General features: G+C 45.6%; 10 protein-coding genes. 5 read left to right on the forward strand and 5 right to left on the reverse strand.

The genetic code is table 11. The features are described from left to right. Nucleotides 1–11: 11 nt before the first annotated feature. Nucleotides 12–1,424, forward strand: coding sequence for a glycosyltransferase (locus ACWJJX_RS07565; protein ID WP_454022863.1), 1,413 nt, complete (start codon nt 12–14; stop codon nt 1,422–1,424). A gap of 3 nt (nt 1,425–1,427) precedes the next feature. Here ACWJJX_RS07565 and ACWJJX_RS07570 read toward each other — a convergent pair whose 3' ends face one another. Genes ACWJJX_RS07570 through ACWJJX_RS07580 form a run of 3 tightly spaced genes read right to left on the reverse strand, consistent with a single transcriptional unit; the run spans nt 1,428 to nt 5,118 of the window. After that, nucleotides 1,428–2,558, reverse strand: coding sequence for a Ger(x)C family spore germination protein (locus tag ACWJJX_RS07570; RefSeq protein WP_454022864.1), 1,131 nt, complete (start codon nt 2,556–2,558; stop codon nt 1,428–1,430). Continuing rightward, entirely contained in the window at nt 2,555–3,661 is a 1,107-nt protein-coding gene (locus ACWJJX_RS07575; protein WP_454022865.1) for a GerAB/ArcD/ProY family transporter, read from the reverse strand. Before ACWJJX_RS07575 ends, ACWJJX_RS07570 begins: the two co-directional genes overlap by 4 nt. A 5-nt stretch (nt 3,662–3,666) precedes the next feature. Continuing rightward, entirely contained in the window at nt 3,667–5,118 is a 1,452-nt protein-coding gene (locus tag ACWJJX_RS07580; protein ID WP_003151354.1) for a spore germination protein, read from the reverse strand. Nucleotides 5,119–5,336: 218 nt separating this feature from the next. Here ACWJJX_RS07580 and manA point away from each other — a divergent pair, with 218 nt between their 5' ends. Both manA and ACWJJX_RS07590 read left to right on the forward strand, forming a co-directional pair. Continuing rightward, a complete protein-coding gene (gene manA, locus ACWJJX_RS07585) occupies nt 5,337–6,287 on the forward strand; it encodes a mannose-6-phosphate isomerase, class I (protein WP_094247919.1) in 951 nt (316 codons plus the stop codon). 139 nt (nt 6,288–6,426) lie between these two features. Further along, on the forward strand, nt 6,427–9,072 hold the full coding sequence (locus ACWJJX_RS07590) for an N-acetylglucosaminidase (RefSeq protein ID WP_454022866.1): 2,646 nt from the start codon (nt 6,427–6,429) through the stop codon (nt 9,070–9,072). A 60-nt stretch (nt 9,073–9,132) separates the two neighbouring features. On the opposite strand, the gene ACWJJX_RS07595 is transcribed toward ACWJJX_RS07590, so the two are convergent. Both ACWJJX_RS07595 and ACWJJX_RS07600 read right to left on the reverse strand, forming a co-directional pair. Continuing rightward, nucleotides 9,133–10,299 carry a CDP-glycerol--glycerophosphate glycerophosphotransferase gene (locus ACWJJX_RS07595; protein ID WP_025853551.1) on the reverse strand — a complete coding sequence of 389 codons (1,167 nt, stop codon included), beginning with the start codon at nt 10,297–10,299 and terminating at the stop codon, nt 9,133–9,135. 32 nt (nt 10,300–10,331) lie between these two features. Continuing rightward, the gene (locus ACWJJX_RS07600) at nt 10,332–11,102 is read right to left on the reverse strand and encodes a WecB/TagA/CpsF family glycosyltransferase (RefSeq protein WP_146275648.1); all 771 of its coding nucleotides are present in this window, start codon (nt 11,100–11,102) and stop codon (nt 10,332–10,334) included. A 355-nt stretch (nt 11,103–11,457) separates the two neighbouring features. Here ACWJJX_RS07600 and tagD point away from each other — a divergent pair, with 355 nt between their 5' ends. Then, a complete protein-coding gene (gene tagD, locus ACWJJX_RS07605; RefSeq protein ID WP_003151361.1) occupies nt 11,458–11,847 on the forward strand; it encodes a glycerol-3-phosphate cytidylyltransferase in 390 nt (129 codons plus the stop codon). 162 nt (nt 11,848–12,009) lie between these two features. Continuing rightward, on the forward strand, nt 12,010–14,028 hold the full coding sequence (locus ACWJJX_RS07610) for an alpha-glucosyltransferase N-terminal domain-containing protein (protein WP_454022867.1): 2,019 nt from the start codon (nt 12,010–12,012) through the stop codon (nt 14,026–14,028). The last annotated feature ends 49 nt before the right edge of the window (nt 14,029–14,077 follow it).

Genomic DNA, 14,077 nt, shown 5'->3' on the forward strand with positions numbered 1-14,077 from the left:
TATGTCATACGTTGTATAAAGTCACGATAAAGGCGGGGATGCCGGTGAAAACGAGTATTATTATCCTTACATATAATGAACTTGAGCTGACGAAAAAATGTCTGGCCAGCATTGAACGATACACCGACAAAGATAAGATTGAACTGATTATAGTTGACAACGGTTCCTCAGACGGAACGAGAGAATACATATCAAATCTGCCTGACGTCAAAGTCATCCTTAATGAAAAAAACCTCGGGTTCGCCAGGGGGTGCAACCAGGGAATCGAAGCGGCAGGGGGAGAAAATCTGCTGTTTCTGAACAACGATACGATGGTCACGAAAAATTGGCTCACCTCCATGCTGAGGGTGCTGTATCAATCTGAAAAAACCGGTATGGTCGGGCCCGTCAGCAACTATGTCAGCGGCGCGCAAATGATCCATGACGCGTATCAATCGCTTGATGAGCTGGAGTCATTCGCGGAGGCATATTGCGCACGGGAAAAGCATCATACAAAGCGGGTGCTGCGCCTTGTCGGCTTCTGTCTTCTGGTGAAAAGAAGCGTCATTGAAGACATCGGCCCGTTCGATGAGCAATTCGGATACGGTTCTTTTGAAGATGATGACCTATGTCTGCGCGCCCTGCAAAAAGGATACAGCCTGCACATCGCTCTCGATGCCTTTGTGCATCACCACGGGCATGCGACGTTTACGGCTAATCAGGATATCAATATCAATCAGTTATATTCGGAGAACCGCCAGCGTTTTACGGAAAAATGGGGCACTGATTTTACGTACTTTACTCATCCGAGACCGGAAATTGCGGAGCTCGTTCCCCGGGAGGCGAAACGGATACTTGATGTCGGCTGCGGTGCGGGAGCTACGGGGCTGGAACTTCAAAACAGACAGCCTTGCGAACTGTACGGAATAGAACTGCACCCGCTGGCGGCGCAAGCGGCAAAAGGACACTATGAAGCCGTGCTGCAGGAAGATGTCGAAAAAGTGAACCTGCTTTATCCGGAAGGCTTTTTTGATTGCATCATTTTCGCGGACATCCTTGAGCACTTAAAAGACCCGTGGCGCGTCATTGAAACGTACTCATCCTATTTGTCGCCTGCCGGATCAATCGTTTGCAGCATTCCGAATATTTCCCACGCCGAAGCGCTGTTCCCGCTTCTGCTCGGTGACTGGACATACAGAGACGCCGGTATTCTCGACCGCACCCACTTGCGGTTTTTTACGCCGCAGACGGTGCACACGCTCTTTCCGGAAGAGACATTTGACGTGAAAAAGCAGTCCTATACGTATGTTCACGTAGATGAGCGGGTGCAGCTGTTTTTACAGGAAATCACACGAATGGCGCAATCGATGCAATTTCCGGTGACACAGCTGCCCGAACAAAGCAGGATTTATCAAATTCTCCTTCGTGTCGAAAAAACACGCTGAAGGCTACCGTCCCATCGTTCCGAAGTTGGTAATCTGAATGGAAACATCATAGTCAAAGGCCGCTTCGGAGAAGGTCTCATCCCAGCGGTGCTTCACTTTCTTCCAATAGTCGGGATATTGAATGCGGACTCTGTCAGAAAAGAATACAGGGTCCGTTTCATATTGATTCTGCAGCTTATCGATGACTTCTTTCATATCGCTTTTCAGTTTTTTTTCGAAAATCTTTTCCAGCCCGTTTAAATAGTGCTGATCGAATGAATCTTCTCCGGCATATTGATCCTCTGACAAAAGGCCTTTTGTTTTCACCGCTACATGAAATGACAGCTTCCCGTTTTTCAGCAGGGGGGTGATGGAGGATGTTGATTTTTTGATCTCGAAGGTAATCGGGTGCCCCCCTTTATCCAAAGCGGGCAGCACGCCGCCCCGTATCGTCCCCGTCAGCCAATTCAGGCTCTGTACTTCGTATGATGACAGAAAGCCCGCCAATCTGTTTTGTTTTGCGTTTTTGATAATGGCCGCTCCGTCATACACCGTTTTTCCTTTTTGATTGCTGACGGCCTGAATGAGAAAACTGAGTTTATTATGGCAGTAAATCGAAGCTCTCCCGATTCGGAGCGGTTTTAAAATCTTCCCGTTGTAGCCGCCGTTGTTCGTAAGGTCGATCAGCTTTTCCGCGGGCATGGGCTGATGCTGATTCGGCGTCGGCTCCGTCAGAATATCGGACGCTTTGCCTCTTGCCGCGAAGAGATAGCTGCTCCGCCTTAATTCATCATCGCGGATAAAATGATTCATCATCTGCAGTATATTTTGGTCGGCCAGCAATTTGTCGCTGAATATCAGCACTTTTAAATGATCGCTGTAAACGGGCGGATCTTTTAAAGCGACTTCACTGACGGCTTCAAGAATGGTATCCCCCCGCGACGTCACATTGACAAACACGGGCCGGCCGGAAGCCTGGCTGTTTTCACTTTGGGGCAGCAGGTTTTGATAGGTTAATTTATATCGGCGGTCACTCGTCTCGTCTATCGCCAGTCCCCGGGCGAAAGACAGCTTTTCGACTTCCTTCGCGTCCCAGCATCCTGAAAGCGTCATCAGTATGAAAAGCGCCGCCGCCCATTTTACGAAATGTGTCATGACGTCTGTTTCCTCCCGGCTATTTTTTTCATCCAGCTGACAAACCAGATGAGAAAAGGAATCATAATGACGGCAAAAAACGCATATCCGAGAATATTCGCGAATGCAAACACACTGTTGATATCATCGGGGTACATTGAAAGGCCGAATGTCACTGCCAATAAGCCCCCCAGCAGCCAGGCATTGTTTTTATTTTTCAGTTTGAAAATGGTGTTTAATCCGAGATGCGCTCCTTTAAAAGAACCGAGCATACAGGTGAACTGCTGGCATGTCCACGTAATTAAAAGAAAGATATCAAACCTTTCGATGAAAATACCGCGGATTTCCAAGGCGTGAATCAGGGAAATGGTCGGATATGTCACCGTTTTGGCTTCAGCGATCGACATACAGCCGATTACGACAAGCAGCGTAAAGCTGTAAAATAAGCCTGCGCATGCGATGCCGAAGACGGCAGCCTTTTTCGCCTGCTTCGGATTTTTCATAAACGGCACCAGATAAAGAATCACCTCAAGTCCTGAAAAGTACAGAAGGGTCCGCGGAAACAGCTCAAAAAAGCTTTTGTAGCCCCCATCCAAGACCGGGCGGACGAAATCCAGCTTAAACAGTCTCAGGCTGAATATGAGCAGCACAATCAGAATGACGATCGCAATCGGAAAGAGATAAGCATAGAGTTTTGAAATGGGATAGACCCCGCCGGTGACATGGTAGATGCCGACCGCCAGAAAGATGAATATAACGACACCCATCGGCGTATTTTTCAGTAAAAAGTAATTGATGACCTCACCGAGAAAACGGGCTTGAAAACAGACGGTGACGACAAAATAACAGCTGATGAATAAATTCAGAAGAGAACCGATGGCGCGTCCCATGATGCTTTGATTCAGCTCATAAATGGTTTCCCCGCTGTTTTTCTGCAAAAACGGCATAAAGAGCAGGACGATGCCGATAAACACGAGACTCTGCACAAGAATAATGATCCATCCGCTCGGACTGTCCGCTGTTGCGGCGGAGCGCGGCAGTGTTAACACGCCCGCTCCGATCATTGTTCCGCTTACCATGAGAAGTGTCTGCATAAACGACAGCTTGTCTTCCGGTTTTTTCATGGTGATCACCTTTGCTTGATTTTATCTTTCGTCTCTTTTCTGGTCGGCCGTTTTTTCAAAAGAGGCGTCGGCAGTCTGACAATCGTATCTTTTAAGTCCTGTCCCGGCTGCGCCATGATCGGAATAAGATAGTCCTGGCCGAAGCTTTTCAGGCGCATCAGATGGCCGACGACAAGCAGATAACACATGATCAGTCCGTATAAACCTAATATCGCCGACAAAATCATCGAAAAAATACGGATGAGTCTCAGCGGAAAATTGAACGCATAGGAGGGCGCCGTAAAAGAAGCCAATGCCGTAACGGATACGATAATGACCATCATCGCGCTGACGATGTTCGCCTGAACGGCGGCCTGCCCGATCACCACGCCCCCGATCAGGCCGATCGTCTGTCCGATCGGCTTCGGCAGCCTGAGTCCGGCTTCTCTGATCATCTCAATCGTAAAAATCATAATAAACGCTTCAACAAAAGGGGGAAACGGAACATTCAATCTGCTTCCGGCAATCGTCACCGCCATTCTCGTCGGCAAAAGCCCCGTGTGAAACGTAACGAGTGATATGTAAAGGCCGGGTAAATAAATCGTGATTAAAATGCATGTATACCGAAGCAGCCTGAGAAAGTTAACCGGAACCCACCGCTGATTATAATCGTCAGGTGAGTGGATAAATTCATCAATGGTAGCCGGCACCAAAAGGGTAAAAGGCGTTCCGTCTACAAGAATGGAGACCCTTCCTTCCAAAAGAGCGCCCATAACCCGGTCGGGCCGTTCGGTCGTCAAGACGGTCGGGAAAATGGAATACGTGTTATCTTCAATAAGCTGCTCGATCGTTCCTGATTCCGGAATGTCATCAATGGTGATCGAATCCAGTCTTTTCATCACTTCTTTTACAACATCATCGGGCGCAATATCCCGAATGTAGGCAACGGCGATCCGCTTTTTTGTCCGTTCGCCGAGTGTGATCTCTTTGATCTGGAGGTTGGGATCACCGGACTGCTCGCGCAAAAGCGCCGTGTTCGTTCGGAGCTTTTCGACAAAACCTATCCTCGGCCCCCGTTCAAGCACTTCTGAAGCCGGTTCTTCAATATCACGCATTTTAAATGTTTCCGTTTCAAACGAAAGGGCTTCCTCCCATCCCTCCGCCAGCAAAACCGATTTGCCGGAAAAAATGTCTGCCTCCGCGTCCTTAAGTGAAGAAAGCCGGGTGTGACGATAGCCGAAAGAGATGGATGACGGCGGTATTTCAGCCGGTTCCTCTTGATGCAGGGCGGCCGCCTGCACGGGCGAAATAATATATTCCGCAAGCAATTGATTGTCGGTCAGTCCGTCTATATATATAAGGCAGGCGTCACATTTGCCGTTTCCGTACGTAAACGAATAAAACATCATGTCATCGCTTTGGCCGATCCGTTTTTTCAGCGCTTCAAGGTTTTTGCCGAGCTCCGCATGTATCGTCATAATGTTCCCCCCCTTTCCATCAGTTATTTTAATTTGCGACAAACAAGGCATTTTATTCTGGAATAGGAAATGACTGAGCATTCCGCCCCATCCGAATGGTATAATGAGCAGGTCAGCCATTTTATACATATTGTTTTTAACCGCGGCTCCCTCCGTGTTTTAAAAAAGACACAGGGGGAATGGGATATGAGCCGCTTTTTAAGGGGAGGGGAACGAACATGACGCAAGAGCCGATTTTTCTACAGCCTGTATGTAAAGAAAAAATATGGGGCGGCACGTTATTACGCGAACGATTCGGATATGACATACCTTCAGAAACAACCGGCGAATGCTGGGCGATATCAGCCCATCCGCACGGAATGAGCACGGTCAAAAGCGGTCCGTATCAAGGGAAAACCTTGATGGAACTGTGGGATCAGCATAGAGAATTATTCGGCGGAACGGAAGGGGACCGGTTTCCGCTGCTGACGAAAATACTGGACGTCAAACATCATCTGTCCGTTAAAGTCCACCCTGACGATTATGACGCCGAGGAGCATGGACAGGGCGAAACGGGGAAATCTGAGTGCTGGTACATTATTGACTGTAAAGAAAATGCGGAAATCATATATGGTCATACGGCCCGTTCGAAAGCGGAACTTGTCACCATGATTAACAGTGGTGACTGGGAAGGCCTGCTGCGCCGCGTGAAGATCAAACCCGGCGATTTTTATTATGTGCCGAGCGGAACCATCCATGCCATTTGCGCCGGGGCGCTCGTGCTGGAAATACAGCAGAATTCAGACGCTGCCTACCGGATATATGATTACGGGCGTACAGATCAAAACGGCGGGGCGCGTGAGCTGCATATCCGCGATGCCGTCAACGCCGCCACCGTTCCTCATGTGGACGGATTTTTGGATGAATCAACTGAAACGAGAAAAGGCATCACCATTAAAACCTTTGTGCAGGGAGAATATTTTTCTGTATACAAATGGGATATCAGCGGGACGGCGGAAATGACCCAGGACGCTCCGTTTATGCTGTGCAGCGTCACAGAAGGAAGCGGCTCCATCATCTTTGAAGGCAAGTCCGCCAAGCTTGAAAAAGGCGCGCATTTCATACTGCCGGATCAGATGCCTGACTTTACGATAAACGGAGATTGCACGATCATCGTTTCTCATATATAAAACCAAACTTAATCCCAGCTCTGGGATTAAGTTTTTTTATTTGGATAATTGGATGATTTCTCTCTGTAAAAATGAAGAAAGCCGGCCGATAAATAAACTAGTTTGATAGAAACCAATTGAATCAGAAAGAGGAGAAGGAATGAAAAAGAGATTCGTTGCACCTATGTTATTGTCCGCCGTTTTCCTTGTCTTTAGCACCGTTACACAGCACGCCGAGGCCGCATACAGCGACTACTCCGTTTACGAGCTGGAAACGAAGCAGCAATTTGCTTCTGAGAACGAGGCGCTTCAAGCGGCAGCGAAATTGAAAAAGGATACGGGGTGGCAGGCTGACGCAAAGAAAGCCGGAAATGCGCCGCTCACTTATCAAATCTCAGCTTCAGGCTTACACGATGAAACGGATGCGAAAACCGTGCTGAAAGATTTTACGAAGCAGACGGGCGTGGCGGGCACTTACAGCGCAAGCGGAAGCAAACAGCCTTACTTGACCGTCACATCAGGCGTTCTGTCAGACGAGCGGCAGACGAAAAATCTTCTTGCCGAACTGACGAAAAAAACGGGCGTGACCGGCGCCGTCAAGCCGGCGGGGACAAAACAGCCATATATGCAGGTCGTGACTTCTGAGATGGCGGCCGATGCGGATGCAAAAGCGCTCTCGCAAGCGTTGACGAAGCAGACGGGCGTGAAAGCGTCATACCGTCAGATCAAACGGGAAACAGCCCGGTTTCAGATCCAATCGGGAACAATCTCCGGCGATCAAAAAGCCGCTCAAATTCAAACTGATTTTCAAAAGGAAACAGGATTGCAGTCGTCGCTGAAAGTCACGGCAAAGGCCAGTCCGAATATCACCGTGACAGCCTCTGACATTTCAAATGCAAATAATGCGGCAGGTTTAGTGAAACAGCTGCAGCAGAAAACGGGCGTCAAAGGGAACGTTCAAAAGTATGCCCAAAGCAAAACAGCAACCGTGTATAACGTGCAGTCAGGATATTTTAACGGAGTAAGCGCCGTACAAAATGCTATCACCCAAATCAAGAAGAATACGGGCGTCAGCGGAAGCTATCAAAAAGCCGGCAAGAAAAATAATTACACGGTCGCGATGAGCGGACTGATGGCTAAGCAGCTGCAAAGCGTGCAAGCTTTCTTTAAAAAGAAAAAATGGCATTGCGACGCATCGCCTGTCAAAAAGACAGCATCGGTGTCCGTTTACCGGATCACGGCAGGGCAGCTTACCGCTGCAAAGGCAGATCAAACGGAGGCGTTTTTCCGCCAGCAGCATGTAAAGACGGCAAGAACAGCGGCGGGAAAAACAGCAGAAAACGAATATCAGCTGCTTTCTCAGCAGACGGCAGACCAGTCGAAGATAAAAAAAGGATTGAATCTGCTGGCGGGATATAAACTGACTGCCATTTCAAAAACGATATCCAAGCAGACGGACACAACGTACCAAGTCACAACCGAATCACTGCTTGATACGGCAAAGATCAATCAATCGCTGGATTTTTTCAAAGGGAAAAAAGTATCCGCCTCCGCACAGAAAACAGGTGAAGCGGCGTATACACAATTCAGAATTGAAACGGCACCGCTGCTTAAGAAGGAAGACATTGACCGCGTGACTGCTTTTTTCAAGCAAAACAAAGCGGCCGGCACTGTGAAGGAGACGGGGAAAACCGGCTCTGCACAATACGTCATCAAAACCGAAAAATTCAGCAGTAAAACCGTTTTAAATAAAAGCATGAGCTTTTTCAGCGCCAAACAATTACAGGCCGGCTATACGAGTGAAAGCCATCCGGTTTATGAACTCCGCATTCGCAATCAATTCACGGGAGCGCAGTCAGCGGACTCCGCCTCCCAAAAGCTGAAAAAGCTGTACGGATGGACGATGGCTATTCTGAAAATAAAAAACGGACCGCAAATCATGAATACCAATTACAACATCTCGCTGGCAGATATGGTCAAAAAACAAATGACAGTCAGCCCGCAGACTGATGCCGCGGCTTATGCATCGCTTACGTACATCAATACGGCCTCCGGAACGGTCACAGCCGACGTCCTGAACGTCCGGTCAACCCCGGAAGTCAGCTCAGGCAATATTATCGGGCAGTTGAAAAAAGGCGATAAAGTCAGCATCACAGGCCAGACAAACGGCTGGGCCAAACTCAGCATGGGCTGGAGAAACGCCAGCAGTGACGAAGTCGGGCAGTACGTCAATCCGGCTCACTTCGCACAAGACAGCAAGTATTACTTTCAATTTCTGAAGCTCTCTCAGACAGCCGGACTGAACGCATCGGAACTGAATCAAAAAGTGCTGGTCAATAAAGGAATACTGACAGGAAAAGGCCAGGCCTTTATTACAGCCGCCGGCAAATACAGCATCAATGAAGTGTATTTGATTTCGCATGCTTTGCTTGAAACGGGCAATGGCACGTCAGAGCTTGCGAACGGCATTATGTATAATGGTAAAAAGGTTTACAATATGTACGGCATCGGGGCTTATGACAGCAACCCGAATTACTACGGCGCACAATACGCATATAAGCAAGGCTGGTTTACTCCGGAAGCCGCGATTATCGGCGGAGCCCAATTTATCGGTGCGTCTTATATTCACAATCCTTCATACGAGCAGGATACGCTGTATAAAATGAGATGGTCTCCAGCCGCGGCTCATCAGTATGCGACAGACATCGGCTGGGCGTATAAGCAGGTAAACCGCATGTACAGCTTATACTCACTGCTGGATGACTATACGCTTTACTATGATGTTCCCGTGTATATGAAAGTATAAAAAAAGGGCTGAAGTGTATGCTTCAGCCCTTTCTTCCTGCAAAAAACACCCGCCTCAGATTCAGGCAGGTGCTTCAGCGCAATTTTTCATTTTTGTTTCCGCAAATTTTAATAACGCTTCACTCGAATTCCCATCTGAATACATATTCCATTTGTCCGAGAACCGCTTCATTTCTTCTGCACGAAATGGCTTTTTCGTCATTTCCTCCAGAAGAGCTTCGCTGTCATGACAAGCTTTTCCGGGAATGACGGAAGTATAATTGTCGATTAAACCGCGTTTTCGATCATATTCCTCCAGATCATACGTGAAAAAGAAAATCGGTTTATTTAAGAGCGCGAATTCAAAAGGCACGGAAGAGTAATCCGTAATTAAAATATCAGCCGCTTTCAAGAGATCATGAAGACGCATGTCAGACACGTTCTTGATCAATTCGCTTTCAAACGAAGCCGAAATATGATGCAAAACGGCAGGATGAAGCTTTACAAGCAGCATATACTCTCCGTTTAACGCGTTTGTAAGCTGTTCTTCGGTGAATGGCAGCCGAAAGGACTGCATATCATAATCCCTGAATGTCGGTGCGTACAGGATAATTTTTTTCGGCCATTTGTGCTTCAGTTCGGGCTTGTGTTCTTCATAATACACGTCAGTCAGGGGGACACCCGTTTTTAACAGCTGGCCGTCCCGTATGCCGAACGACTTTTTAAAAACGTCAGCCATCGCGTCTGAACCGACGGTGACAAAGTCAAACGAGCGGTACACTTTTTTAAAACGGCTGATATCTGATGCCGGACGGTTTTGATTCGTCACATCCTCAAGGCCGAACTTTTTCAAAGAGCCGTTCGCATGCCATACCTGAATGCATGTCGTTTGCGGCCGGCGGTTTAAGACGCTTGTCATGAGGAAATAGTTATCCGTTATCACCGCTTTGCTCTTAAAAAGGATCAAAACCGCCTTCAAAAGATGCAGCGGATGTTTTTCGTTCAGATAAAAAGAGCCGAGACCTTCCAGCTCTTTTTTCAGACTGACGGCGTGTCTCGTATACAAAACCGTCATTTCATAAGAAAGCGATTCAGCGTGCGCTTTGTAAGAGCGGATGAGAGCCTGTGCATTCTCTTCAAAAGATACCAGCAGGGTCAGATGGTTCTTGGGCTTTACAGGCTTGAACAAAACGCCGAGAACAGACAGATATATAGAATAAAAAGCGGCGAATAAAGATCGCAAGTTCATAGATTACCAATCTCTTTTGCTGTTTTATTTGTTTAAAGCTGTTTCGTTTGATCTTCTGCCTGCTTGGAATACAGGCTTTTATTTGATTTATTATTTCTCAAAACGGTAAAAGCATACTTCGGAATGTTCAGCATCCTTTTCCATCTCCACGGATTCGTCACCAGTCTGTACAGCCATTCCAGATTCGTTTTGATCATCCATTCAGGGGCGCGTTTCACCGTTCCGCTGAACACATCAAAGCTTCCGCCCAAACCGATCGATACAGCCTGAGGGAAAAGATGTTTGTATTCATAAATAAATTGTTCCTGATGGGGATATCCTAAGGCGACAAACACGAGATCGGGTTTCGCCCGGGAAATCTGTTTGGCGACGAAGCGTTTATCCGCTTCATAACCGTTGCTGGCTCCGACAACCTCAATATTCGGATACTCTTTGCCGATCCGGTCCAAAACGGCGTCAAGCACGTCTTGCTTAGCTCCGTATAAAAATATTTTTTTAGACTGCCGGTTTGCGAGACCGAGCAGCGACAGAAACACATCGAATCCCGCAATTCTTGATTTCAGCGGGTGCTGCGTCAAACGTGACATTAACACGACGCCGATACCATCCGGCAGGACGAAATCCGCGGAAGAAATGACTTGATGATAACCTTTGTCTTTCGCCGCAGCATATCCGATCTCAGGGTTGACCGTCGCAATGACGGCTCCTTGCTTCTGTGCGATATAATAAGTGTCTAAATATGAAATAAACTCCTGTAAATTTCCATTAACATAAGAAAGGTTGTGCACCATTTCAGTCTGCATCTGCCGTCCTCCTTTTTGTACGGGATTTTCTTTCATTTTTTCGTGACTTAGGCTAAGCTTTATTTTAACATAATACCTTCAGATAAACTTAACAATAGTTTTACAAAAATATAAATAAGATAACAATTTCTTTAATCAACCGCGCAAAAACCCTGCTAAACTCCTATTGTAATAACATTTGTTAATAAGTGGAATTTAACTTCGTTTTACATTGGCTTAACCTTTTCAGGGCTATGTGATATAATGAGGTTCCATGAGTACGAAATTGGCACTTTAGTGATTAAGGATACAGCTGCGCAGCATTTCAGGGCAGTTGCTTGTTATACGTATGATGATAGAAAGGAGCTTTTGTTTCATGAAGAAGGTCATTACTTACGGAACGTTTGATTTACTGCATTGGGGTCATATTAAACTGCTTGAGCGCGCAAAGCAGCTTGGAGATTACCTAGTTGTTGCCATCTCAACAGACGAGTTTAACCTGCAAAAACAAAAAAAGGCCTACCACAGCTATGAACACAGAAAGCTGATTCTGGAAACGATCCGTTATGTCGACGAAGTCATTCCGGAAAACAGCTGGGATCAAAAAGTACGTGACGTAGCGGATCACAACATCGACGTGTTCGTAATGGGAGACGATTGGGAAGGCAAATTCGATTTCCTTAAAGATCAATGCGAAGTCATCTATCTCCCTAGAACCGAAGGCATTTCCACCACACAGATTAAAAAAGAAATTGCCGGGGTGTAATACGGAAATATAATAGATTGAGTGAAAAACCATCAAAGTACTTCTTATTTATTGATAAGAAGTACTTTTTGATGCTTAAATTGGTTTTGCTATTTTAATCTGCGGGAATAGTATTATTTTGCAGTGTTCTACTAAATTCATATGGTGAAAGGGAGAAAAAATTTGTCCAATCAGCCTATTAACTATAATAATGAGCTTCCCGATATGATGTATTATTTTATCTCAGGCGGACTGCCGGATAATTACGGCGGTCTGACCAAATCACTATTATTGCGTTCTAAACTATTCGGAGAAGAAAGCCAAAAGAATACCGCCTTTCTTACTTTTAGATTTGATTTAGAGTTTGCTAGAAAAAAGAACGAGCTGTTTGAAAAGGGAAAAGCTGACTCTGAATACACTCAAGTTATAAACATGTATGATGACTTTTTAAGTAAAAAAACAAAAGGCAAGCGGATTTATTCGGAGAAAATTGAGCTGGATCAAATAAAAAGACATGTCAGCAAGGGGAAAGTAAGCAAGGCAATTTCAAAGATCTTCGGCAAATCATCAAATGATTATATTCTTTCCTATTATTCAGGCGGTTCGGCGGTGCGTTACGTAGACTATCTGAATGATGAAAAACAAGTAATCAAAAGAGAAGAATACAATAAAGAAGGAAAACCCGTCATTGTCTCTCATTTTGACACAAAGATTAACCAAATCTTCCTTCAGGAGTTTATCAACAGCGAAAGTGTCGTTTACCTGGAAAAACACTACATGTGGGACAGCCAAAGTGAAGAAGTGAAATTTACCCATTTCACGTGGTACACAGAGGAAGGTCCATTAACATTTAAAGATGAATCTGAGCTGCGCCGGTATTGGATAGACGTTCTTCAAAATGAAAACGATCAGCCTAAACTATTTCTGGTAGACAGCAGACCTCAGGACAAACATGTCTTCAGAGTGAAAAAAGCGCCGTCATCATATTATGCCGCGATTATTCACAATAAACATTATGGTGATAATAAATTCCAGATCAAAGGGCGTTATAAAGAAGTTTTTGGCCAGATCAATAATCTGGATGCTGTATTTTTTATTACTGAGGAGCAGATTGCAGATTTCACTTTAATTACAGGGGAAAAAGAGACTTTCTTTTTTACGCCGCATACCATTAATAAACCGCTTGATGAAAAGGTACTGAACGTTCCGAGTGAACGAAATAAAGCGGTTATTATCTCAAGGCTTGCTGCGATGAAAAACCTGACGCATGCCGTTAAAGCGTTCAAACTTGTTGTAAATGAAATCCCGGATGCGAAATTGGAAATATTCGGGTCTGGAGAAGATACAGAAAAAATCAAAAAGGAAATTGAAGCTCAAAACCTCCAGAATAATGTATTGCTGAAAGGCTACACGAATAACCCCGATTACGAGTTTCAAAAAGCGTGGCTGACAATTTCAACGTCTCACTTTGAAGGCTTCGGTCTGTCCAACATGGAAGCATTGAGCAATGGATGCCCTGTGGTAACTTACGATTATGATTACGGTGCCAGAAGCTTGGTAGAAGACGGAGTAAACGGCTATGTAATCGAGCAATATAATATAGAAAAATTAGCCGAGGCCATTGTCTCTTTAATGAGAGATGACAGCACTCATCAACAATTTTCACGTAAGGCCTTTAAAATGGCTGAGAAATACTCAAAACCAAATTATATTAAAAATTGGTCATATGCTCTTTCCAAAATGATTGAAGTGAGAAAAGAAAAGGAACGGCTCGCTGAAAAAGTCGGTTCTAAAGAACAGCCGATTACATCCTTTGAAAATAGCGGCACCGGATTGACGATCAGCGTTTCAGTGTGCAATCAGAATGATGGCTTTGAAAAAGTCAGACTGGTCGGGATTGATCGAAAAAACAAAGCTGAAATCATCTCCGTATCCGCTGATCAACCGGCTCAGCCGTTTACTATTGATTTTGAAAAGGATATCAAAAAAGAAAAAATCGATGCTAATCTTACTTCGGTTCTTGACTTTTACATTCAGTTTGTAACAGCTGACCATATCAGTATGCTTAGAAGGGTATCCAGCCGTGAAGTTATTTTCGGCGAAAAGGAACGGTTTATGAATAACGGATACACTTTCGAACCTTATACGACTGTGAAAGGGAATTTCTCTATTAAATTAAACAAAAAGGATCACATCGATTAAGTAAATCGGCAAAGTGAAGAGCTTTAATACAGAGGAGCAGAAAATAAGT

Source organism: Bacillus sp. YH3-2-B2, assembly GCF_053663335.1.